The 22,065-nt window shown below is 58.7% G+C and carries 20 protein-coding genes and 1 pseudogene; 12 read left to right on the top strand and 9 right to left on the bottom strand.

The window, feature by feature from the left end; all coding sequences use genetic code 11:
* Positions 1 to 9: 9 nt before the first annotated feature.
* From ETAA8_RS13480 to ETAA8_RS13470, 3 genes and pseudogenes are all read left to right on the top strand, one after another.
* Positions 10 to 2,043, top strand: a pseudogene (locus tag ETAA8_RS13480) (DUF1592 domain-containing protein); the annotation flags it as partial.
* Between the two features lie 39 nt (positions 2,044 to 2,082).
* The gene (locus ETAA8_RS13475; RefSeq protein ID WP_261343643.1) at positions 2,083 to 2,406 is read left to right on the top strand and encodes a DUF1585 domain-containing protein; all 324 of its coding nucleotides are present in this window, start codon (positions 2,083 to 2,085) and stop codon (positions 2,404 to 2,406) included.
* A gap of 50 nt (positions 2,407 to 2,456) precedes the next feature.
* Positions 2,457 to 3,743, top strand: coding sequence for a DUF1552 domain-containing protein (locus tag ETAA8_RS13470; protein ID WP_145088808.1), 1,287 nt, complete (start codon positions 2,457 to 2,459; stop codon positions 3,741 to 3,743).
* 210 nt (positions 3,744 to 3,953) lie between these two features.
* On the opposite strand, the gene ETAA8_RS13465 is transcribed toward ETAA8_RS13470, so the two are convergent.
* On the bottom strand, positions 3,954 to 4,724 hold the full coding sequence (locus tag ETAA8_RS13465) for an HpcH/HpaI aldolase family protein (protein ID WP_202921814.1): 771 nt from the start codon (positions 4,722 to 4,724) through the stop codon (positions 3,954 to 3,956).
* A gap of 133 nt (positions 4,725 to 4,857) precedes the next feature.
* Here ETAA8_RS13465 and ETAA8_RS13460 point away from each other — a divergent pair, with 133 nt between their 5' ends.
* Positions 4,858 to 6,261 (top strand): MFS transporter, encoded by a 1,404-nt coding sequence (locus ETAA8_RS13460; RefSeq protein WP_202921813.1) that lies wholly within the window; start codon positions 4,858 to 4,860, stop codon positions 6,259 to 6,261.
* A 130-nt stretch (positions 6,262 to 6,391) separates the two neighbouring features.
* Here the strand turns inward: ETAA8_RS13460 and ETAA8_RS13455 are convergent, their stop codons facing one another.
* Positions 6,392 to 7,510 carry a mandelate racemase/muconate lactonizing enzyme family protein gene (locus tag ETAA8_RS13455; protein ID WP_145088799.1) on the bottom strand — a complete coding sequence of 373 codons (1,119 nt, stop codon included), beginning with the start codon at positions 7,508 to 7,510 and terminating at the stop codon, positions 6,392 to 6,394.
* Positions 7,511 to 7,755: 245 nt separating this feature from the next.
* Between ETAA8_RS13455 and ETAA8_RS13450 the strand changes: the two genes are divergently transcribed.
* Positions 7,756 to 9,111 (top strand): hypothetical protein, encoded by a 1,356-nt coding sequence (locus tag ETAA8_RS13450; RefSeq protein ID WP_145088796.1) that lies wholly within the window; start codon positions 7,756 to 7,758, stop codon positions 9,109 to 9,111.
* A 113-nt stretch (positions 9,112 to 9,224) separates the two neighbouring features.
* On the opposite strand, the gene ETAA8_RS13445 is transcribed toward ETAA8_RS13450, so the two are convergent.
* From ETAA8_RS13445 to ETAA8_RS13425, 5 genes are all read right to left on the bottom strand, one after another.
* Complete coding sequence (locus ETAA8_RS13445; protein ID WP_145088793.1) at positions 9,225 to 10,346, bottom strand: mandelate racemase/muconate lactonizing enzyme family protein; 1,122 nt, start codon at positions 10,344 to 10,346, stop codon at positions 9,225 to 9,227.
* A 31-nt stretch (positions 10,347 to 10,377) separates the two neighbouring features.
* Entirely contained in the window at positions 10,378 to 11,409 is a 1,032-nt protein-coding gene (locus ETAA8_RS13440; RefSeq protein WP_145088790.1) for a M14 family metallopeptidase, read from the bottom strand.
* A 114-nt stretch (positions 11,410 to 11,523) separates the two neighbouring features.
* On the bottom strand, positions 11,524 to 11,868 hold the full coding sequence (locus tag ETAA8_RS13435) for a hypothetical protein (RefSeq protein WP_145088787.1): 345 nt from the start codon (positions 11,866 to 11,868) through the stop codon (positions 11,524 to 11,526).
* 117 nt (positions 11,869 to 11,985) lie between these two features.
* Positions 11,986 to 12,291 carry a (2Fe-2S)-binding protein gene (locus ETAA8_RS13430; RefSeq protein ID WP_145088784.1) on the bottom strand — a complete coding sequence of 102 codons (306 nt, stop codon included), beginning with the start codon at positions 12,289 to 12,291 and terminating at the stop codon, positions 11,986 to 11,988.
* Positions 12,292 to 12,333: 42 nt separating this feature from the next.
* On the bottom strand, positions 12,334 to 13,626 hold the full coding sequence (locus tag ETAA8_RS13425) for a M20/M25/M40 family metallo-hydrolase (protein ID WP_238397752.1): 1,293 nt from the start codon (positions 13,624 to 13,626) through the stop codon (positions 12,334 to 12,336).
* A gap of 76 nt (positions 13,627 to 13,702) precedes the next feature.
* Here ETAA8_RS13425 and ETAA8_RS13420 point away from each other — a divergent pair, with 76 nt between their 5' ends.
* The 4 genes from ETAA8_RS13420 to ETAA8_RS13405 all read left to right on the top strand — a co-directional run bounded on the left by ETAA8_RS13420 (position 13,703) and on the right by ETAA8_RS13405 (position 17,177).
* Entirely contained in the window at positions 13,703 to 14,146 is a 444-nt protein-coding gene (locus tag ETAA8_RS13420) for a hypothetical protein (protein ID WP_145088781.1), read from the top strand.
* 104 nt (positions 14,147 to 14,250) lie between these two features.
* Positions 14,251 to 15,321, top strand: a complete 1,071-nt coding sequence (gene rlmN / locus ETAA8_RS13415) for a 23S rRNA (adenine(2503)-C(2))-methyltransferase RlmN (protein ID WP_145088778.1) — start codon at positions 14,251 to 14,253, stop codon at positions 15,319 to 15,321.
* A 174-nt stretch (positions 15,322 to 15,495) separates the two neighbouring features.
* A complete protein-coding gene (locus tag ETAA8_RS13410) occupies positions 15,496 to 16,608 on the top strand; it encodes a 3-oxoacyl-ACP synthase III (protein WP_145088775.1) in 1,113 nt (370 codons plus the stop codon).
* A gap of 2 nt (positions 16,609 to 16,610) precedes the next feature.
* Positions 16,611 to 17,177 carry a GrpB family protein gene (locus ETAA8_RS13405; protein ID WP_145088772.1) on the top strand — a complete coding sequence of 189 codons (567 nt, stop codon included), beginning with the start codon at positions 16,611 to 16,613 and terminating at the stop codon, positions 17,175 to 17,177.
* Positions 17,178 to 17,241: 64 nt separating this feature from the next.
* On the opposite strand, the gene ETAA8_RS13400 is transcribed toward ETAA8_RS13405, so the two are convergent.
* Together ETAA8_RS13400 and ETAA8_RS13395 are read right to left on the bottom strand one after the other, a co-directional pair.
* Positions 17,242 to 18,927 (bottom strand): hypothetical protein, encoded by a 1,686-nt coding sequence (locus ETAA8_RS13400; protein WP_145088769.1) that lies wholly within the window; start codon positions 18,925 to 18,927, stop codon positions 17,242 to 17,244.
* Entirely contained in the window at positions 18,924 to 19,673 is a 750-nt protein-coding gene (locus ETAA8_RS13395; protein WP_145088766.1) for a glycosyltransferase family 2 protein, read from the bottom strand. The genes ETAA8_RS13400 and ETAA8_RS13395 overlap by 4 nt, the downstream gene beginning before the upstream one ends.
* 634 nt (positions 19,674 to 20,307) lie before the next feature.
* On the opposite strand from ETAA8_RS13395, the gene ETAA8_RS13390 reads away from it, so the two are divergent.
* From ETAA8_RS13390 to ETAA8_RS13380, 3 genes are all read left to right on the top strand, one after another.
* Entirely contained in the window at positions 20,308 to 20,655 is a 348-nt protein-coding gene (locus ETAA8_RS13390) for a hypothetical protein (RefSeq protein WP_145088763.1), read from the top strand.
* Complete coding sequence (locus tag ETAA8_RS13385) at positions 20,642 to 20,845, top strand: hypothetical protein (protein ID WP_145088760.1); 204 nt, start codon at positions 20,642 to 20,644, stop codon at positions 20,843 to 20,845. Before ETAA8_RS13390 ends, ETAA8_RS13385 begins: the two co-directional genes overlap by 14 nt.
* Before the next feature lie 81 nt (positions 20,846 to 20,926).
* Complete coding sequence (locus ETAA8_RS13380; protein ID WP_238397751.1) at positions 20,927 to 22,048, top strand: dihydrodipicolinate synthase family protein; 1,122 nt, start codon at positions 20,927 to 20,929, stop codon at positions 22,046 to 22,048.
* The last annotated feature ends 17 nt before the right edge of the window (positions 22,049 to 22,065 follow it).

The following is a 22,065-nucleotide window of genomic DNA, read 5'->3' as shown; positions in this document are numbered from 1 at the left end:
AACGCGGAGATGTGGGATGCACAAAGGGATGGCGAGATGATTGGCAGGCTCGATAACTTCATTGCATTAATAGTCATTGCTCAGTTGGGAATCGCCGCCGTGCGCCCAGCCCGCGCGGCGGAACCGCTCGACCAGCACGTCAGCACCTTCTTCGCACAGCACTGCAATCGTTGCCACAACGACAAAAAGAGCGAAGGGGAATTGCGGCTGGATCAACTCGGTGCCGATTTGGCCGACGCGCAAATTTTTGAGCGCTGGCAAAATATCGTCGGTCGGCTGCGCGCGGGGGATATGCCACCCGAAAAAGAGCCGCGGCCACCTGCCGCTGATGTAACCGCCGTCATTCGCCGCCTCTCTGCCCGGCTCGATGCTGCCGCGCTGGCCAAGCGGGCCGAAGGGCGTGTGGTCTTGCGGCGTTTGAACCGCACAGAGTACGAAAACACCGTCCGCGATTTGTTCGCCGTCGATGTGGCCGTGAAAGAACTGTTGCCCGAAGACACCATCGCTTTCGGCTTCGACAATGTCGGCTCCGCACTGAATGTCTCACCCGTCTTGATCGAACAATATTTGGAAGCAGCCGACGCCGTCTTCACCGCTGCTGTGCTGCCGCTCACCAAAGCGCCCCCGGCAATCGAAAAGCATCTTCTCAAAGATTGCATTCCTTCCTATTTCCGCGGCTGTGTCTTTGAAGGTGACGATACCTACCTCTTCCGCTCCGACGGCAATCCCACGCACATTTCGAAGTTCCGCCCCAAGGAGCCCGGACTCTATCGTTGCAAAATCACAGCCCGAGCTCATCAATCGGACAAGCCTCTTACCTTGGCCGTCCTTGCCGGCAACTTCAACACAGCCGCTGGCTCCGCGCGCCGCGTGGGGTATTACGACTTGCATCAGGGGGAGCATCAGACGATTGAACTCGTCTTGCGTCTCGCTCCGCGCGAGACGATCAAGGTCGAACCCGTCGCACTCCCGCGGGCCTTTGTCAAAAGCGATGCCTTCAGCGATTATCCCGGCCCATCGATCAACATTCGCGGCGTTGAATTCGAAGGTCCGTTGCCCGAAACCTGGCCGACCGAAAGCTATCGGCGGATGTACGGCGACATCGACCCCAAGCAAGGAACCATTGAAGACGCCACCAAGACGTTAAGTCGCATACTGCCCCGCGCCTTTCGTCGTCCCACTACGCCCACCGATTTGCAACCCTATTTAACGCTGGTGAAGAACTCACTCGAAGCTGGCAAACCGTACGACGAGTCGCTGCGGCTCGGCATCAAGGCAATCCTCTGCTCGCCTCGGTTCCTCTACCTGCAAGAGCCCGCGGGACCACTCGATGACTTCGCGCTTGCCTCGCGCCTCTCCTACTTTTTGTGGAGCAGCCTTCCCGACGACGACTTGTTCCGCCTGGCTGCCAAAGGCGAACTGCGCAAGCCCGAAGTTCTCCGCGCTCAAACCGAACGCTTGCTCACTCACCCCAAGGGACAGCGATTCGTCGAGAACTTTACCGGCCAATGGCTGAGCTTGCGTGAGATCGACTTCACGACCCCCGATGGGCAACTCTATCCCGAGTACGATGAACTGCTGAAATGGTCGATGGTGCGCGAAACGGAGTTGTTCTTCGACGAACTGCTGAAGAATGACCTGCCGGTCCTCAACTTCATCGACTCCGATTTTGCGATCCTCAATGGTCGCCTCGCGCGGCACTACAACATTCAGGATGTAGACGGCGTCGAAATGCGCCGGGTCCCCCTCGCACCCGAGCATCATCGAGGCGGGGTTCTCACGCACGCCAGCATTCTCAAGGTCACCGCTAACGGTACAACTACTTCGCCCGTGCTGCGCGGCGTATGGGTCCTCGACCGCATCATGGGACAAGCGGCCAAACCACCACCGGCGAGCGTGCCGGCCATCGAGCCTGACATTCGCGGCGCGGTGACCATTCGCGATTAACTGGCCAAGCATCGCGATATTGAAAGTTGCCGGTCTTGTCATGCCGAGATCGATCCCCCGGGCTTCGCCTTGGAGAGTTACGACGTTATCGGCGGCTATCGTGACAACTATCGCGCCATCGGCACGCGAGAAAAAGTGAAAGTCCCCGACGTCAGCTATGCCAAGTTCCTGGCCCGCCCCAATTACGGCTGGGGACCAAAGGTCGAAGCAGGGGACGCCTTGAAAGATGGCCGCAAGTTCGCCGACCTCGCCGAGTTCAAACAACTGCTGCTGGCCGACCCCGATCAGGTCGCGCGGGCGGTAACGCAAAAACTGATGGTCTACGCCACCGGCGGCGGCTTACAATATGGCGATCAGCCCGAGATCGAGCGCGTCGTCGCTAAAGTCAAAGATCAGAAGTACGGCCTCCGCTCGCTCGTGCACGCCGTCGTCCTCAGCGAACTGTTCCGCAATAAGTAACGTCCACAAACCGCTCAAAAAAACTACATCTGCCACGGAAGACTACTCCTATGCTCGAATCGAGACATTCCCGCCGCTTGTTCCTGCGTGGTGCTGGCGCTCTCCTGGCACTGCCGATTTTTGAGCAGACGATTCTCCGCCGCGTCGCCCAAGCCGCCGACGCGAAGCAGCCCAAAGAGGCTCCCCGCAGGCTTCTTTGCATCAATACGACCCTCGGCCTGCACACCGAGAATCTGTTTCCCAAGCAGACCGGCAAAGAGTACGAGCCGTCTCCTTATCTCGACGTCATTAAGGATTTTCGTAACGACTACACCGTCTTCTCCGGGCTCTCGCACCCCGATGTCGATGGGGGTCACTCGGCCGAAGCTTCGTACCTGACGGCCGCGCCTCATCCTCGCTCCGATAGTTTCAAAAACACAATCTCGCTCGATCAGTTCGCCGTCGAGCGGTTGGCCCCCGATACTCGCTTCTCGTCGCTGGTTTTGTCGTCATCCTCCAGCCGCGGGCTCTCGCACACGCGCAATGGTGTGGCCATTCCCGCTCAGGATCGTCCCTCGACCGTCTTTAAGAAGATGTTCGTCGAAGGAACGCCTGCCGAAGTCCGCTCGCAGGTCGACCGTCTTTCGCAGGGCGAAAGCGTGATCGATACCGTGCTGGCGGAAGCCCACGCGCTTGAGCGAGGCTTAGGCAAACAAGACCGCGAAAAGCTGGCCGAGTATTTTGCCGCCGTCCGCGATGTGGAACTGCGTCTGCAAAAAGCACAAGCGTGGGCCAAACAACCGAAGCCCGCAGTCGAGGCGAAGATTCCAGTCGATGTGACCGACAACAAGGAAGTGGCCGCGAAGGTACGCCTGATGGTCGACCTGATGTGCCTTGCGTTCAAGACCGACTCGACACGCTTCATCACGTTCGCTTTCTCCGGCATGAACGCAGTGCCGAAGATCGAAGGGGTCTCTCAAGACTGGCACAACCTGTCGCATCACGGGCAAGATCCCGCGAAGCTAGCCGAACTCAAGATTATCGAACTCGAACAAATGAAGCTCTTCGGCGAGTTGCTCGCCAAGCTCAGAGCCACGCCCGAAGTTGGCGGCAACTTGCTCAACCACACCACCATTCTCTTCGGCAGCAACCTCGGCAACGCCAGCAGCCACAGCAACATCAACATGCCAATCGTTGTTGCTGGCGGCGGCTATCGCCATGGCCAGCACCTGGCTTTCGACCCCAAAAAGAACCCGCCCCTCAGCAATCTCTACGTCCAGATGCTCCAGCGCCTAGGCCTCGACATCGATTCGTTCGGTTCCAGCACCGGCACCATACCGGGGTTTGAGTTGGCGTAACATCCCTCCCACTTAGCCCGACGCGTCAGCGAGGGGACGGCACTAACCGACTTTCACGTCGCTGCTTCGTAACCAAGAATATCGACGATCTCCCACTTCGCCGACGCGTCAGCGAGGGGATTTCCTGAGTTTACGTTCACTCGCTGCGAACAATCCATTCGAATGTCCCCTCGCTCACGCGTCGGGCTATGTAAGAACGGCGAACTCGCGTTACGCCTTTCTCATCTGTCCGAACGCTAACTGAATCGCGTCTTTCATCATCGAGGAGTCGTTCGAGTAAACAACGAACCGCCCACCTTGCTTCATGGTCCGTTGTTGCTGCTCGACCGTGCCGAACCAACTGCCGGCGGGAACGTGCTTGCGGTCAGCGATCTCGATAATTCGCTTCATCATGGCGACGAAGTCGGGATGATCGTATTCGTTGGGAATGCCCATGCTCGTGGTGAGATCGTTCGGACCGACGAAGACGGCGTTCACACCGGGGATCGAGCAAATCTCTTCGAGATTGTCGACTGCTTCGACCGACTCGATCATCGGAATAAACAGCGTATTGGCGCAGCGTTCTTCAAAGCAATATTGCTTCGTCCGCGCATTCGGCCACTTATCATCCTTCAACACCCGCTCGAGCGCCGCCCCCTTCAGCGGGCGATAGACGGCAGCAGCTGCCAGGCGCTTGGCGTGGGCGACATCTTCGACATACGGCACCACGACTCCGTCGTAGCTGTCACACACCTTGGAGACATCGTCGGGATCGCGGCTATGAGTGCGGGCGAGCGAGACAATCCCTTTCGCGGCCAAAGCGTAACGCAGCGGGAGGAAATCGGCGATGTCGAGCGCATTGTGTTCGGCAGTGAAGATGACGAAGTCGAGCGCGCCGGGCGGCAGAAAGTCGACGAGTGCCGGGTTGGTCGCATGCTGGATCATGGTGCCATAGACCGTTTCGCCGCGCAGCATTTTTTCTTTGAGCAGTTTTGCGTTCATGATTTCTTTCGGCAGAGGTTGCGAATCGAACGAGGTTCTTCTTGATCGCGTGAAGGGAAAGCGTATTCTGGGGGAGCCGCTCACCCGCTGCCAGCACCTTGACCGCGAAAACCCGCTTGCGAAAACCTGCCTCATGGACGAAACAACGTCTGCCGAGCCACCACCACAACCCACCCGTGTTCGCTGGCTAATTCTGCTTCTCTCGTGCGGGGCTTCGTTCCTGCTCTATTTGCATCGCTACACGTGGAACTTCGTCAATCCCAAGTTGCAGGGTCAGTTCAACCTCAGTCATAGCCAGACTGAGTTTCTTTTTTCGCTCTTCTACTACACCTATGCCGCCGGGCAGATTCCCAGCGGCATGATCATCGACCGCTTCGGCCCGCGCTGGTTTCTGACCTTCAGCATTCTGTTTTGGTCGCTGGCGATGGCCGCGCTGGTCGGCGTTTCGTGGCTGCTGGGTGGAGGCTCGTCGACCGGCAACCTGACGATGGTGATTGTGCTGATTGGCGGCGCAAGGTTACTCTTCGGTGCCGCGCAAGCGGGTTGCTATCCAGCACTCACGAAAGCATCGAAGGTCTGGTTCTCTCCCGTGGGACGCACCGCACTGCAAGGCTTGATCGCCTCGACCGCGGGACGAAGCGGCGCGGCACTTTCGTCCATCATTTTCGGCACGATCATGATGGGCTGGCTGGGGCTGAGTTGGCAAACTGGCCTGCTCATCCTCAGTGCCGTCGGTTTGCTTTACGGCCTTCTCTTTTGGCTCGGCTACGGCGATTCACCAGCCGCCGATGCCCGCGTGAATGAGGCCGAACGAATAATCATTCGCGGGCCGGAAGAACTCACACCGGCCAATGCCGCCACTCAACCCGCAATGCTCCCCTGGGGCAACGCGCTCCGCAGCACTAGCTTGCGCTGGTTCATTTGTCAGCAGTTTTGCGATGCGGGCTCCGATGTCGCTTTCGTCTCGCTCATCGGCAAGTACTTTCTCCAATCGCGCGGGCTCGATCTTTCGCAAACGGGCATCCTGGCAGCACTCCCTTTAATCGGTGGCGCGCTAGGCGGACTGGCCGGCGGTGCGCTTAACGAAGTTTCGATCCACCTTTCCGGCAGTCGCCGCTGGGGACGTTCGGGAGTGGGCTTCGTTGGCAAGGTCGTCGGCTGCCTCATGCTCCTCACCGTTACACAGCAAGAATCGGCGACGGTCGCGGCGTTCATGCTGATGTTCGCGAAGTTTTTTGGCGACTGGAGCCAGCCCACGGTTTGGGGCACCTGCACCGATATGGGTGGCCGGTATAGCGCGACCGTCTTTAGCATCATTAACACCAGTGGCACTGTCGGCGGCGTGGTGATGCCCCTCGTCTTTGGTCGCCTGCTCGATGTCTTCACGCGCGAAGTGCTGGTCGACGACAAGCTGACCAAAATCACCAGTTGGGATCCACTCTTCTATCTCTTGGCTGGCATGTACCTCGCCAGTGGCCTCTGCTGGTTGATGGTCGACTGTACGAAGTCGCTCGAAAACGTGGCGGCAGCGAAGTAGTCCCTCTTTGGGTAGCCCAAAGCGTCAGCGAGGGGAAATCACAAACAGCGGTTCATTGCAACAGAACCGGAAATCAGAATAGCTCCCTCGCTGACGCGTCGGGCTACCTAAGACATCGCACAATCCTGCCTTACCGAATGCGATGCTTCTCGACGACATCAAAATCGAGTTCGATTCCTAAACCGGGGCCCGAGTTGATCGTCGTGAAGGGCCCGGAGATGTGCAGCGGATTCTTGGCCAGCGAAACCTCGTGATAGAACGGGCCAAGGCAATCGCCGGGATACAGTTCGACCTGCATGTTCGGTGTGGCCACGATGAAATGGAGCATCGCGGCAGCACCCACGTCCCATTCCAGATTCGAGCCGATGGAGCAGGGAATCTGGTGCTCGGCGGCCAGGTTCGCAATGCGAATCGACCTGCGAATGCCGCCTTGCTTGCCCGGATACAGGCTGATCGCATCGCAGCAACCTTGCTCGATCAACTCGCGGGCTTCGACTTCGTCAAAGCAACTTTCATCGGCGAGAATTTTCTGCCCCGTTCGTTCTCGCAGTCGCTTGAGCCCCGAGTAGTTACCGCGCGGCAGGGGTTGCTCGACGAGCGTCAAGTTGCAGTCGGCCAGTTTGGCGAGGCAATCGAGCGCCTGGGCTTCGTTCCAACCGCCGTTGGCGTCGATGGTCAGCTTGATGTTCGGCCCGATCACTTCGCGGACAGCACGGACCCGCACCACATCCGCTACTGGATCGGTTCCCACTTTCACTTTGAGCGTATCGAAACCCGCTGCGACCAGCGCGACAGCCCGCGGCTGAATCACTTCCGTCGTATAAGCACCCAGCGAAAAGCGATTGCGAATCGTCAGCGGGCGACACGCACCCCCGAGCAATTCGTACACCGGCTTGTTCGCCGCTTTACCGGCCAGATCCCAGCAGGCCATTTCGATCGCCGCTTTCGCGAACCAGTTATCGACGGCCACCGCATCGAGCCGCGCATCGATGGCTTCGATATCGCACGGATCGCAACCCAATAACACGGGAGTGAAAACGTGTTCGATGAGCGTTTGCGCACCGCGGGCCGTTTCGCCGCTCCATCGCGGCGTGACTGTGGCTTCGCCCAGTCCGAACAGACCGTCATCGGTGTGTACGACCACCAGCGTGAATTCGGAGACATCATGCTTGCCGAGCGCCGAAATCATCCGCCGCTCGGGCTTGAGCGGGATGCGAATCGGCAAGGCTTCGATACGGGAAATCCGCATAATAGTGGCTCGATTGGTTCGCGAGAAATGCGTGACAGTTCGCTGCGACGAGTATAAGTTGACGCACATCTTCCCGCAGTAGTCCTTCGATTGAATTGATTCGTTAGTGACGGCGGCAAAGTTCCTGAGCCGGAAACGTGAGCGCCCGGAGGTTTCACCGAATCGCGGATCGGACCTCTCCGGGCGCTGACGCTTCCGGCTCCCGAAATGCCAGCGAAGCCTTCGTTCTCACAGCAGGAGTTGCCATGTTTCAAGCCGGCGTCGCCCGTCGCGAGATTACACCCTTCTGGGGCGTGGAGTTAACCGGCTGGGGTTACTACATCGAACGGCGCTGGCGACAAATCGCCGATCCCCTCTTCGCAACCGCGCTCGTCATGACCGACGGCGAGCAAACGGTCGTGCTAATCACGCTCGACCTGATGCTGATCGACGAAGCCTTCACCCGCCGCACGCGCGAGTTGATCACCGGCGCGACCGGCATTCCCGGCTCCGCGATCATGCTCACCTGTTCGCACAGCCATAACGCGCCCGCTGCCGGCGGCCTGCGCGGCGTGGGTGAGTGTCATCCGCTCTACGAACATCTGGCCAGTCAACAAGCGGCGACTGCGGCCATCTTAGCCTGGAAGTCGCTCGAACCCGCACGCGTCGCGCATGCTCAGGTCGATGTGCCGGGCATCAGCTTCAACCGTACGCGGCCAGCAGGAGTGGTCGACTCACAACTCACACTATTGCGAATCAATCGCGTCACTCAGCCCGGTCACACGTTGGCCATGGTCGCCAACTATGGCGCGCATCCAACATTGACAACCCAGTGGCAGCCCTGGAGCGTCAGCCGCGATATTCCGGGAGTGGTGTGCGACGGAATTGAAGCCGCGTTCCCAGGTTCCACTGCGCTCTACGTGCAAGGAGCCTGCGGCGATGCGAACTTCCTCCGCGAATACATCTCGCCAGATCGCTATCGAGAACCGGCCGAGAAACTGATCGCTGAAGCATGCGACGCCTTACGAGCCGCTCACGACTGCGAACAGCCCACGGTGGCCGCCGCACAAGCAACGGTGGAGTTGCCGACCCGGCGCTGGACGCGCGAGGAAATCGAAGCGGACCGGCGCGAGGCAGAACGACGCATGGCCGACGACGATATCCGCGGCTGGCGCGAGACCATTGGCCGCTCGATGACGAACCGGCCCGACGACATGGTTCGCCGTCACGACGGCGACGAACGGAAAGCGGTTCGCGCCATGTGTCGCTTTCATCTCGAATGGACCGAGTTAATGCTGCAGGACTGGGAAACTCGTCCTGAAGTACTCCCCACCGAAGTGCAGGCACTGCGCGTGGGCGAACTGTATCTCGTCGCCAATAGCAGCGAATTCTTTAGCCCGTTCGCGATTGAGATTCGTCAGCGGGCCGAAGTCCCGGCGTTAATGTTCGCCTGCTATGCCAACGGGCGGATTGGCTACTTGCCCGATGCGCACGATATCGTCGCCAAGAGTTACGCCGGCTATCAATCGCCCAAGTACTGCAACCAATTTCCCTTCACGGCCGACTCCGGCCCAGTCATGTGCAATGCGATGCTCAGTGTGATTCAGCGTGTAAAATCGTAGGCGAGTTATTCCATGACTCGCAACCCTGCTAATATTTCCGCCACAACAATTCAGCCTGGATGACGATTTTGCAATGGTCTCAGTCACGGAGTGACTGAGCTACGTAAATCGCCTCAGCGCGATTCGCAGATGAGCGTTCGCTTCACAAAGTCTTCGTCGAGCGTCACGCCGAGGCCGGGGCGATCGGGGACGGTAATCCAGCCGTCGACAGTCTGGATCTTCTCGTGCGTTAGCTCGTGACGCAGGGGCGAATCTTCGACGCAATCTTCAAACAGAAACGCATCGCGGCAGGTGCTGAGCCAGTGCAAACTGGCGGCGACAGTGACCGGACTGGTGTAGCAGTGATTGCAGAGTCGCGCGCCGATTTCCTCTACGCGCTGGCGAATGTACAGGCTGTCGGTGAAGCCGTTGCGCGATAGGTCGACCTGATAAACGTCCAAGCAGCGGCCGTCGATCAGCGGACGGAACGCCTGGCGGCCACATTCCTCTTCGCCGGCTGCAATCGGCACGGGCGAGCGATCGCGCAGCCAGCGATAACCTTCGTAGTCATCGGGATGAAGTGCTTCCTCCAACCAACCGGGGCGATACTCGGCAAACGAATGGGCCCGCTGCAGCGCCGTCCGCGCGTCCCACACACAGCCCGCATCAATCAGCAGCGTGCCATCGTCCCCTAGACCTTTTCGCGCGCCGCGCACCAGGTCGAGATCGAGGGCTTCGCTTTGGCCCATCGGCTCCCAACCAAATTTTACGGCGTGATAGCCGGCCGCGCGCCAGCGCTCCGCAATTCGCTGAGTCTCGTCGCCGTTCCTGCCGAACAGGATCGAAGCATAGCCGAGGATCTTGTCGTGCTGCTTGCCGCCGAGCAGCCGGTGAATGGGCTCGCCAAAATGTTTGCCTTTCAAATCCCACAGCGCCATATCGATGGCAGCCATGGCGGTGATCGGCACGGATCGTCGCCCGGCGTACATCGTGCGGCGATACATTTTTTGCCAGAGGCGTTCGGTCTCCAGCGGATTTTCGCCGATCAAGAGTTGCCGTAGGCCGGTCGCAATATTGTGGCTGAAGGGAGCGTCGATAACCGCCTTGACCATCTCGGGCGAAGAGTCGGCTTCACCGATTCCTTCCAAGCCGGTGTCCGTGCGCACTCGCACGAGGACCGAGTCCTGACTGCTGGCGGTTTTTGCTTCGACGGTTTTGATGCGCAGGATCTGGCAGACGATCTCGGTGATTTTCATAGGAGTAGGGCAGGGGAGTGAGGCGGATTTTTCAGGTAATGTCGCGACCGACAACGACGATGTGCTGCCCGCGCGGGACGGGCGAAACCCAGGCCTGCGCGAGCACGACGCCATCGACCCCAGCGCGGGCGGGCCAAGGCTCGGCGTCGATGTGATCGAAGTCGTGGAGCAGACCAACGGTCTGACCTTTTTTTACGGGCGTACCACAATCGAGGAGCGGTTCGTAGTGGCCGGCAAAAGGGGCTACGGTGAAACAGTCGCGATCGACCATTTCCAATTTCCGCTGGGTCCCAGCAGCATGATGGGCAATGGGCTCGATCGTGCCGCGCAGTTGTCCGTTATGAATGGCCGCAGCCAAAACGCCTTGACGACCATAGCGCACACCTTCGGTGCAGACCGCGCGGCCCCAGCCTAGTTCGGTGCCGACCGTGATCTTACCCAGGCGTTCCGCTTCGCTAGGAAGCAAACCCGGGGTGACGTTTTGATAGACCATCAGCGCGGGTGTGCCGAACCAGCGCGCGGTTTCTTCAATCTTGCGGGCCAGCTGCGGATCGTCGACGGGATGATAATTGGCACAAATGGCGAAGCGGGCGACTTCGCCGCCGGAATGCAAATCGAGGACGACATGCACGCGCGGCCACAGGTACTCGCGCACGAACGCCGCAATGCGATGCGTAATTCCCGCGAGCGCTGGGGTGACCCCCGCACCATCGACAAACGCGCGATTGAGATTCACGCCATCATCGAGCGTGCTTTCGCGCGTCCCCGCGAGGAACGCAGCTGGATTGAGGACGGGAATCAAGATGATCCGGCCGAGCACATCGGCTGGGTTGATCTCGCGGATTAGATGCTTGAGGACAACGGGTCCTTCGTATTCGTTACCGTGATTCGAACCGGTCGCGAGGAGTCCTTCGCCCGGCTTGGAATCGGGGCCGACAAACACGGTCAGGGGCAACAGATGATCGCCCCAGATACTATCGTGCTCGAGCGCGACCCAGTAGTCGCGGCGGCCAGGAGATTCGAGATCGAGACGGCTGGGACGCACAATCTGGCGGTCAGTCATGGCAGGCTTTCCGGTACTTGGAACAAAATTCACAAGTCCAACGAGCCACAACTATGGAGCAACCGCGGGGCAATTCCAAGTAGAGAAGAGCCCCAAATTGGCAGGACGAAGTTTTTACTCTTCGACGGCTTCCTTGACCTTGGCCACAAAGTGCTGATTCTTACCGCCAGCCGAAAGTTCAGCAGCCTTCGCTTCGGCCTGCTTCTTTTGGGTGAAATCGTACTTGGCGATTCGCTTCGAGGCTTGATTGAAAACGCCCCAGAACAGCTTCAAGCGAGCAGGCTCGGTGCTCTTTGCCCGGCTCTTCCGTTTGGGAGCAGCTTTCTTCTTTTTGACTTTCCCACCCTCTTCTTCACCTTCTACGGCTTCGACTTCCGCGTCGTCGGCTCCGGCTCCGCGCGCCTCAGCAGCATCACTTTGTTCACGCAACTCTCGGCGATTGATAACTTTACGTGCCATGGACCAAATGCCCTAAGGGACCATTGAGAGGAAGGAATGTTTGTGGCGTAATCATAGCGAATATCGTGCCCGACTGCCAGTTGGGAAGGGGCCGCGAATTTTCGCCGCTGACTCTGGCTAATCTGTCTCGGCTTCATCGATGGGCGTGGCCCCTGGTGGCGGAGTGCCACCGCCGGCGCGGACATATTTGGCCCGCATTTGCGCATATTCGGCCGCATCGGGAAAATCGATGGCAGTCTCTCCTTTGAGGACCGCCTGTTCGAAGAGCCGTTCGAGAAACGGGCGACACCAGCCGCAGCCAGTGCCAGCTCCAAAACAATCGGCCAGCTGGGCCGGGCGCTTGGGCTTCTCAATACGGATGTAATTGACGACTTTCCGCCGTGTGATGTGAAAGCAAAGGCAAAGTTCTTCGTCCACGTTCATGGCAATTCCCTTTTTCCTTTGCTGCCCACCACGCCGGGCGAGTTATGCCGTCGCCAGGTGCAAGGCAATCTGACACGCAGCACGATACATGCTTAGGTCCAGCATTTCGCTGGTCATGTGGACGTTCATCTGCCCGCAGCCCAGGGTAACCGTGGGAATGCCATGCAGGTTGGTCCAGTTGGCATCGACGCCGCCATTGCTGATAGCGTGAATCGGTTCGCGGCCAATCGCCCGCACCGCCTCACCAGCCAATTGTACGCAGGGGGAATCGGTTGCGAGTTTGAATGATTCGTAATCGAGGCGACCTTCGATCGTCACCTTCCCGCGTTTCCCTTCGCTGCTGGTCACTTCCTTGGCCGCGCGCTGGAAGGCTTGTTCGATCTCCTTGATGAGCTTGGCGCGGAACTTCGGATCGTGGCTGCGGGCTTCAGCCTTGAGCGTGACGAGGTCAGTCACGACGTTCGTCGCTTCGCCGCCATGAATGAAGCCGACGTTGCTTGTGCCGCGATTCTTTCCCTTAACCACCAACCCATGCCAGCCGTTGCGCTGCAGTTCGGCAATCGCAATCGAAGCAATCGCGATCGCGCTGATGCCGCGCTCGGGAGCAACGCCCGCATGGCTGGCCTGGCCATCGATCTTGATGTCCATACGGTAGCCGCCAGTCGCGCCGATGTTCAATTTGTCCGCTGCACCGCCGTCCCAATTGAAGGCCATCGCCGGTTTGCCGAGCAGCGGCACCTGCAAGCAGCGCGAACCTTGTAGGCCAATCTCTTCTTGAATGAACCAGCAGAACGTCAGTGGCGGATGAGGCAACTTGTTGCGCAGGATTTCTAACGCCGCGGTTAAGACCGTGGCCACTCCCGCGCGATCGTCGCCGCCGAGACCGGTCACCGGATTGGCCGACTTCACATAATTCCCCTCGACCATAGGCTGGCAACCGACGCAAATCGGCACCGTGTCCATATGGGCCGACAACATCCGTCGCGGAGCTTTCTTCGTGCCGGGCAATTTAAAAATCAAGTTGCCGATCTCACCCTTGATGAGCGTGCTGCGGTTCGAGTTATCGAACACGATCGCCTTTTCATCAGCCCCTGCTGCCAGCAATTGCTTGCGAATGAACTCCGCGACCTTCCCTTCTTCGCCACTCTTGCCCGGAATGGCCAGCAGATCGAGGATCAGCCTTTCAGCGCGAGAGAGATCGGGAGAAGGGAGGGCAAGGGAGGCTGTAGCGGTGATCTTTTTTGCCATGGCAGACTTGCGAGTGGGGAATTCGGAGTTCGGATTGCGAAATGAAATGCGAATGCCGGTGGACATGCAGAGTTTTTTGCTTCGCATTCCGAACTCCGCATTCCGCACTTCGGCCGGTATTATAGACAGCCTTCCAAGTGGCCGTGAAACAGGAGCGTCGTTCGTGCGAATCTTTCTCGCTGGCATCATGCAGGGCTCGCATCTGGGGGCCGTGATGCACTATCAGGGTTATCGCGGTCAACTGCGGCAGTTGCTCGAGCAGCATTTGCCTGGGGCCGAAGTCTACGACCCGCTGGCCGATCATCAGTTGTCGCTCGATTACACCGAGGATCGCGCCCGCGAAGTGTTCCTGTTCCACAATCGGCTTTGCGGGCAAATCGACGTGCTGATTGCCTTCGTGCCAGAGGCTTCGATGGGGACCGCCATCGAAATGTGGGAAGCCTGGCGGGCGAACCGCGTGGTCATCGCCATCAGCCCGCTCGTGCTGAACTGGACGATCAAATACTGCAGCCATGCGGTCTACGCCGACCTGGAAAGCTTTCAGGCAGATCTCGCCAGCGGCAAATTAGCCGAGAAAATCGCGGCAATTCAGGCCGCACTTCCGTAGTCAGGGTTTCTCCGAAACCCTGCTAACTCAGTCACGGAGTGACTGAACTACGGATGGAGATTTAAGCCCTGGGATAAAACCGGTCGGCGTGTCAGAATAGAGGGATGCACTCACTGCTCGACCCGAATCCTGCCCCGCTCAAGTCCTGGCTCGCCGAAAAAGGCTATCCAGCCTATCGCGCCGCGCAAATTCGCAAATGGGTCTTCGAACGCCGCGCCAAAGACTTCGGCGAGATGAACGACCTGCCGAAAAAGCTGCGGGAAGAACTGGCCGCCGATTGGCAACTCTGGACGGCCCAGGTGGTGAAGCATCAGCAATCGGCGGATGGCACCGAAAAACTGCTGCTGGAGTTACCGGGTGCCGGTTCTTTGCCGGGAGTACCCGGAAGAATCGAGTGCGTCTTGCTCCGCGATGGCGACCGCCGCAGCATTTGCATCAGCAGCCAGGTGGGCTGTGCGATGGGCTGCGTCTTCTGCGCCAGCGGACTCGACGGCGTCGATCGCAATCTGACGGCTGCAGAAATCATCGAGCAGATGTTGCTCCTCCAACGCTTGCTGCCGGCCGAAGAACGGCTGAGTCACATCGTCGTCATGGGCATGGGGGAGCCCCTCGCCAACCTCGATAATGTCCTGCTCGCGCTCGATGAAGCTTCAGCCGATGATGGACTGGGAATCAGCCATCGGCGAATTACGATTTCGACCGTCGGCCTGCCGAAGCAGTTGCATCAACTGTGCGAACGGAACGCTCGCTATCATCTGGCGGTTTCGCTGCACGCACCGAACGACGAACTACGCAATCAGATTGTGCCGGTGAATAAGAATATTGGCCTCGACGAAGTGATTGCCGCCGCCGATCGATACTTCGAAGTCTCGGGCCGCCGCTTGACGTTCGAATACGTGTTGCTGGCCGGCATCAACGACCAGCCTCAACATGCAAAGCAACTCGTCGCGCTGCTCGCCAAGCGGACCGCCCTCTTGAACGTGATTCCTTACAATCCGGTCGCCGGGCTGCCGTATCAAACTCCTTCTGCCTCGGCCGTGAATCGCTTTCGCGACATCCTGCTCGAAGGGGGCATCAACATCAAGTTCCGCCAGCGGAAGGGTGCCGAGATCGACGCTGCCTGCGGACAACTGCGGCGTTCCACGCCAGCCTTGCTGCCGATTGGCTCGAAGTAGGCCGCCGCCGCCAGCCAGATCTATGTTTCCAGCGTGTAAATGTTCGGCAATGCCAGGGAATCGGCCATTTACCAAGTTGTACGACAGGCGATAATAAAGACGAGCGTCCTGCGGCGATTAATCCTTACTGACGCTTCGGGTTTCCTGAATACGAATCGCTTACTCTGGACCGTCATGCGTTATCAGCACGTTTGCTTGGAAGCCTTCGGTTACTCGATCCCTGACGAAGTGCTGTCGAGCGATGAAATCGAAACTCGCCTCGCTCCGCTCTATCAGCGGCTGCGGTTGCCGGAAGGTCGGCTGGAACTCATCAGCGGCATTCGCGAGCGCAGGCTGTGGCCGCGCGGCATGCGGCCAAGCGAACAGAGCATCGTCAGTGGCCAGCGGGCCATCGCGAATGCGGGCATCGATCCTCAGCGCATCGGCGCACTCATTCACGGCTCGGTGTGCCGCGACTATCTCGAACCGGCCACTGCTTGCCGGGTGCATCATCACCTGGGCCTGCCCGAACGTTGCCAGACGTACGACGTTTCCAATGCCTGCCTCGGGCTCCTCTCGGGCATGGTGCAGATTGCCAACTTGATTGAACTGGGGCAAATCGACGCAGGACTTGTCGTCGGCACCGAAGATAGCCGGCATCTGGTCGAGAGTACGATCGCGGCTCTCAATGCCGATCAGTCCCTCACGCGAGAAACCGTGAAGTCGGCTATCGCTTCGCTCACCATTGGTTCCGCCAGCGCGGCTGTGTTGCTCACACATAAGAGCATCAGCAAAACGCAGAATCGCTTGACGGCCGCCGCGGTTCGCTCGCATTCGCAGCACTACAAGCTGTGCGAAGGTGGCATTCAAGATCAAGGTGGCAGTTCGGCCCTGCTGATGCAGACCGATAGCGAAAAACTGCTCGCCGGTGGTCTCGCGACGGGCAAAGAGACCTACTTCGACTTCATGGCCGAATCAGGCTGGTCGAGCGACGACGTGCATCGCTCCATTTGTCATCAAGTGGGAGGTACGCATCGCAAGATGATGCTGCAGTCGCTGGAGCTTTCGCCCGAGCGCGACTTCTGCACGTTCCCGTGGCTCGGCAACACCGGCAGCGTGGCCTTGCCCATCACCATGGCCCTCGCCGTCGAGCAAGGCTTCATCCAACCCCAAGAGCACGTCGCCATGCTCGGCATCGGCAGCGGCATCAACTGCGTCATGCTCGCCGTCGATTGGCAGAAGTCGCTCAACAGCGGCAAGCAACCCGCCCAGCGCCCCGCGGGCGAACAACTGGCCGCGACGATCTAGCAATGATCGAGATCGTAGACTACCGCCCCGAGTGGCCCGCTGAGTTTCAACGCCTCGCCACCAAGTTGCGTTGTCTGCTGAGCGAGTTGGCACTCCGGATCGATCACATCGGCTCGACCGCAGTGCCACGACTGGCGGCCAAAGATGTCATTGACGTGCAAATCACCGCAGCCGAGTTCAGCGAAGATCTCCGCCAAGGCTTGCTCGCGCTTGGTTATGCGCAGGCAGCGCACATCACCGGTGACCACCGACCTCCGGGAGATGAATCGCCGGCAACCGATTGGCAGAAATGGTTCTTTCGTGCACCGGTGGGAGAGCGGCCGACGAATACGCACGTGCGTATCGCTGGCCGACGAAATCAGCGCTATCCGCTCTTGTTTCGCGATTATCTGCGTGCGCATCCGGCCATAGCCGCGGCCTACGACGAACTGAAACGCCGGTTGGCGAAAGAGTTGCGCGATCCGGAAACTTATCCCGACGTGAAAGACCCAGCCGTCGATTTGATCTACTTGCCTGCCGAAGAATGGGCGAAACGCACGGAGTGGCAAGTTGGCAAATCAGACGCCTGATGATGAGCCGGAAGCGTTAGCGCCCGGAGATTTCATCGAATGCTGGTTCGGAACTCTCCGGGGGCTAACGCTTCGGGCTCAATGGGCCCGTTGCCATTTTCGCTAACGTCTCCGGCAATTCATCCGCGGGAAACAACACAAAACTGAACTCGCGACTGCCGAGGATTTTCTTGTGCGTCAGTTGTTGCTGCGTCTGAGCAAGTTTTTCGGCATGGCTTTGACGAACGCCCGAGAGCATATTCGCCAGGTCACTACGGAGCGTGTCGAGTTGATGATGCGTTTCTTTCGGCACGCGGCGAAAATCGAACTGACGGCTTTCGAGAAGTTCGTCGCGCTGCTTGCTTGCTGCTGCGAACTCGGGCCGCAGCGGTTCCGCCAACTCTCCTAAAAAGGCTTCGGGGCGATATTCGGTGTCACGGAGCAATCGCTTCTCGCGCCGCAAGTCGTCGGCTGTCACTGGCGGCCTATCGATGGGCAAACGGACGGTTCCCGTAACCGTCAGATAGGCAGGGGGTTCGATGTGAAAGAAACGGCGAATGATGACATCGGTAAGTTCGTCGTATTTCGCGCCGCCAATGCCGTGAATGAACAGATCGCGGAGAATCAAGCGGGCATACATGGTGGTGATCAAGGCCCGCGGACGAATTTTTACTCCGCGCGATTCCAGAGCTTCCCATTGTTCGACCAGCGAAAAATCACTTTCGCGACCGCTCAGTTTCCACTCTTGCTGGTTGCCATTCGAAATTTTTAAAGTGACTTCGCCATTCGCCGCGTGCTGTTGGTGAACGAACAAACGTTGACGGCGGGGGTTCTCGGCAGTCCAGATCCAGAAGGGAGCTTCGAACCAATCTGCGCCAGCTTCAAGTGCCGGAACAGGATGACTGTAGCTGCGAATCTTGTTCACCTCGCGATATTCGTCGAGCGAACGGTTATAGACTTCGCGCAGGCGAGGAAGGTTCAAGAATAGATGCAGGGCAAACGAGCGGAATTCGAACGTGCAAACGACATGACTCAGCGGCAGTTCCAACGTGCTCAGACCAAAGTCTTGCTCCAGACGATGGCGGGCCCGAGCAAGCGTTTCGCCGAGTGGAAAAGGCGTATCACCATTCTTCGGCAACTCAAGGTACTTCCAAAGTTGATCGACGAGCAGGGCAGGGGAGTGGCCTGTTTTGAACCATTGGCTGGGATCAAACTTTTGGCGCAATCGCACAGCAAAATCGCGCACTGCCTGTGCGGAAACAATACGCCGCTCTTCAAACGGGATGTTCTCGCCTGGCTCGTCGATCGGCACTTCTTCGTAATGCGGGTTTTCGCGAGAGCCAGCGGGAATGCGAATCGACGCGCTACCAGCAGTGTCATTGTCGACCGTCAAATTAATCGACAGCGTATTGGGCTGACGGGCGATCTCGCTGAGGACAAAGTTTTTCAACCAGACGCCCGGATGGAAAAGTTCGGGCTGGTGGCCGGCGAGGACGATGTTCGTTTCCGGCGAAAACGTGGGAGCAGAGACATCGCGATATGCCGAAGTGTATTGCCTGGCGGCGGCGGCCAGATTTACTCTCGCCTCGGAACGGAAGTCAGCCAGGGGCGAGCCAAAGATGCTCGCTGAGTCAGATCGGCCGAGGCCTCGCCGATTGCGCGCAACTAAAGCCGGCACTTCATTCAGTGCCGGCTCGATTAATGACTCTTCATCCCCTTGCGGGGCACGGAGATGCCGCCGGCGGATGGCAGTTTCCGCCGGATCGTTCACAGCCAGCAGTTCCCCGTCATCATTGGATCGCGGGCCAGACCCTGCGCTTCCGCTGCCGCAATCGCGCGGTTCAGCGTCAGGTAGTAATAGTGCAGCCGCACGTCACCATCGTCGAGCGCACCGCCGAACGAGCGTTTCTCATCGAGATAAATGCGTGGCACGGGCACTTCCTTGATCCGCAGGCGGGCATACGCAGCCTGCACCCACAGTTCGAGCGGCATCGAATAGCCGGTTTCGGTAATCGCCAGTTTATGAACGGCCGCGACGCGGTAACACTTGAAGCCGCAGAACGCATCGGTCAGTTCCATTCCCAGCCGACGATTCACTTCTTCGGTGATGACTTCGTTGATCCGCCGCCGTTGTTCCGGGGCGGCGTTGTCATCTTTGAATTGCCGTAGATAGCGGCTGCCAGAGACGATATCGACGTCCGGCGTGCAACTTTCGAAGAACAGCGGAATTCGCTTGGGTTCGTGCTGGCCATCGCAGTCGATGGTCACGAGCTTATCGAAACCGTGTTTGTGCGCGTATTCGAAAGCCGAGATCAAACCGCCACCGTAACCGCGATTTTGCGGATGGGTGAGGACTCGAACGTCTTTCCGACGGGCGAGGACCTCGGCAGTTCCATCGGTGGAACCATCGTCGATCACAAGCACTTCGCGACAGTATTTCAGCACTTCGTCGAGTACGCGATCGACGTGTTTCACCTCGTTGAAAACGGGCAAAGCAACCAGCCAACGTTCCGACATGTCTGGAACCTTTTTTGCTGAGGGGAACAAACGTCTGCTGCATTCTAAGTACAGCCGTACAGTAGTCAATCTTTCCGGCCCTTCGCGAACACCGCAACTTGCCTATTGCCAGTCGGTTGTGACGATCCCGCAAGCGAAGCGTCCTAACCGTAGACGAGTCATTCCATGACTCGCTCCCCGTAGCTCAGTCACTCCGTGACTGAGAATGCGAGTCATAGAATGACTCGCCGACGCGCCAGCATCCGGGGCCAATGTGAACTAAGTTTGCCAAGGAGCCTACGAGAATTACCGGTCGCCGACGAAGACCTTACAGAAAAACCTGTTTGGTACGTTCCGCGGGTTTGCGCAAGTTAGGTAGCTGATAGCGAACTCTTCCGCTTCGGCCTGCGTCTGGCAATTAAGGAAGCCGTTTGTATCCTTTTCAACCAGCCTGCTGGATGTGTTCCGGTTGGACCGGTTAGTCCGGCGGCAGAGTGAAAAAATGGACCGCGGCGACGCTGGCCAAACAAGCGTTTTTCGCAGATGGAGCGGCATTTGGGACCGCTGTTGAAGATTCGATCGTACTTTGGCCCGCCACTTGCAATTTGGCTGACCATCGAAGCTTCCCCCCAGGAACAGAGCAGGAGTATCGAACATGCGTAAGCCGAACTACAACGTCCAACTCCTTGAAACGGCCGCTGAAGGCGATGCATTCCTGCCAGCGAAAGAACTTCTGCCATGGGCTGATCCCTATATTGCCGCTCTCGTTGGCCGGCTGGAAGCTCAGGACGAAGAAGAAAACGAAACCTGGGACTTCGACGCCGAGGCATTGGACAAAGATGCGGAAGAGGCCGAAGATGCCGCTCACTATTGGTTGAGTGACGAATTGGCCCCTGAAGACGACGATTGGCATCTCGACCGGGCACCAGCTGTGCCACCCGTTTATGGTGGCTGGCCGCTGTTGAACGATCTGCCCGCGGAGAGTCGCCATGAAAACGTCTAACGCTGCGGTGCTCAGTTCGACCGCCATTATCCGCTCGCAGCACACACTCACATCGTGCCGGGCAATTGATTTTCGCGCCGGGGCCGACCATATTCAGGGCCGCCGCGGCGTCGATTTTGCCACCGGTGACACGCTCATCACGCTGAAAGCCAACCATCGCATTGGCGTCCAGCGAGCGGTTGCTCGGTAGTTAAACTCTGTAGTTACTGCTGGAAGCACCAGTTACACTTCGTCGCGCCCGTCCTCTCCCGGCGCGACGAAGGATTTTTCAGTGACGCTCTCTGCTACGCACGCGACCATTCAAGGTCTGATCCAAGACCCCATCGCCAGGTATCCATTCTCGACGGTCGCATGCTTCGACCCCACCACCGGCGATTTGCCACGCCGGCAGTTGAATGCCCCGCTGACCACGACTTTCCTGCACCTGTTGTCGCTTCCGTATGAAACGACCTCGGGAACTGCCGAAGCGGGTGCGGTCCTCATTGGTGCATCAACGGGACAAGGACATTTGCGAACCCCAGCGGAACTGGAAGAATGGTTTCGCGTCGCTGCTCGCCCGTTGCCGGCGCATGCCACACGGAAACGCGAACGCGACCTGATTCTGACGGCCTTACTTCGGCCCGAAGATGGCTCCGCTAACGACCACCTGTTAAATGTGCTGGCCGAGCTAGGGTATGCGGTGGTTTTTGTTCGCCCCGGAACGAACCTGGGACCGAATCCGACCGCTGCTGCAATTACCGAGAATATGCGGCCGATTGTGCGGGCCGCTGCCGCGCGAGGTCTCGTCGTCGGTCTCTATTCCATATCGGATGTCAGCGGTTGTCCCATGAGCCCCGACGTGGCAGCCGAACTGGTCGCCGGGCCGGGGGGCGAGAATATTGTTGCCATCAAGGTGACCGAGGCTGACTATGAGGCGAGCACGCTCCGATTTCTCGATGATCCCCGTCTCGCGCACTTGAAGATCGTTCAAGGCTGGGATCCGCATCTCGCCCGCGCACTTCAGGACGGACCTCGGCACGACATCACGCGCCGTCAGCGCTGCGGATTCACTAGCGGCGCAATGTCGTTTGCACTGATTCCTTATTTGGCGATCGCCAGTGCGGCTCAACAGGGTGATTGGGCCCAAGTGGCTGCCATTCAACAAGTCGTCACCGCAGTGTTTGCTTCCATGCAGGACGACCCGCGAAAATTCGCCGACCTGCAGCGGGCAAAAGTCATCATGGGCTTAGGCGAACCGCTCACACGCGAAGTGACCGCAGATCAATTTGACCGAGTCCTACACGCGCTTGAGCAGTTGCCCAAGTCCGACGCGAAAAACATGCTCGTCTACTCACTTTGCCTCCTGGGTGACGACAACCCCTGTGCTGAGATGCTCAACAGCTACCTAAGCTGAAATCGCCTGCTCGCTCT

This window comes from Anatilimnocola aggregata, from assembly GCF_007747655.1.
Taxonomy (GTDB): domain Bacteria; phylum Planctomycetota; class Planctomycetia; order Pirellulales; family Pirellulaceae; genus Anatilimnocola; species Anatilimnocola aggregata.
The sequence above is the reverse complement of the archived record's forward strand: the minus strand, read 5'-3'. Positions and strand labels throughout refer to the sequence as shown.

Bases quoted from the DNA above. Each gene is read 5' to 3' on its own strand.
- ETAA8_RS13425 (WP_238397752.1), bottom strand. From the start codon at position 13,626: ATGCGAAGCAAAAAACTCTGCATGTCCACCGGCATTCGCATTTCATTT.
- ETAA8_RS13450 (WP_145088796.1), top strand. From the start codon at position 7,756: ATGTTTCAAGCCGGCGTCGCCCGTCGCGAGATTACACCCTTCTGGGGC.
- ETAA8_RS13405 (WP_145088772.1), top strand. From the start codon at position 16,611: ATGATCGAGATCGTAGACTACCGCCCCGAGTGGCCCGCTGAGTTTCAA.
- ETAA8_RS13435 (WP_145088787.1), bottom strand. From the start codon at position 11,868: ATGGCACGTAAAGTTATCAATCGCCGAGAGTTGCGTGAACAAAGTGAT.
- ETAA8_RS13445 (WP_145088793.1), bottom strand. From the start codon at position 10,346: ATGAAAATCACCGAGATCGTCTGCCAGATCCTGCGCATCAAAACCGTC.
- ETAA8_RS13440 (WP_145088790.1), bottom strand. From the start codon at position 11,409: ATGACTGACCGCCAGATTGTGCGTCCCAGCCGTCTCGATCTCGAATCT.
- ETAA8_RS13470 (WP_145088808.1), top strand. From the start codon at position 2,457: ATGCTCGAATCGAGACATTCCCGCCGCTTGTTCCTGCGTGGTGCTGGC.
- ETAA8_RS13430 (WP_145088784.1), bottom strand. From the start codon at position 12,291: ATGAACGTGGACGAAGAACTTTGCCTTTGCTTTCACATCACACGGCGG.
- ETAA8_RS13390 (WP_145088763.1), top strand. From the start codon at position 20,308: ATGCGTAAGCCGAACTACAACGTCCAACTCCTTGAAACGGCCGCTGAA.
- ETAA8_RS13385 (WP_145088760.1), top strand. From the start codon at position 20,642: ATGAAAACGTCTAACGCTGCGGTGCTCAGTTCGACCGCCATTATCCGC.
- ETAA8_RS13460 (WP_202921813.1), top strand. From the start codon at position 4,858: ATGGACGAAACAACGTCTGCCGAGCCACCACCACAACCCACCCGTGTT.
- ETAA8_RS13410 (WP_145088775.1), top strand. From the start codon at position 15,496: ATGCGTTATCAGCACGTTTGCTTGGAAGCCTTCGGTTACTCGATCCCT.
- ETAA8_RS13455 (WP_145088799.1), bottom strand. From the start codon at position 7,510: ATGCGGATTTCCCGTATCGAAGCCTTGCCGATTCGCATCCCGCTCAAG.
- ETAA8_RS13465 (WP_202921814.1), bottom strand. From the start codon at position 4,724: ATGAACGCAAAACTGCTCAAAGAAAAAATGCTGCGCGGCGAAACGGTC.
- rlmN (WP_145088778.1), top strand. From the start codon at position 14,251: ATGCACTCACTGCTCGACCCGAATCCTGCCCCGCTCAAGTCCTGGCTC.
- ETAA8_RS13395 (WP_145088766.1), bottom strand. From the start codon at position 19,673: ATGTCGGAACGTTGGCTGGTTGCTTTGCCCGTTTTCAACGAGGTGAAA.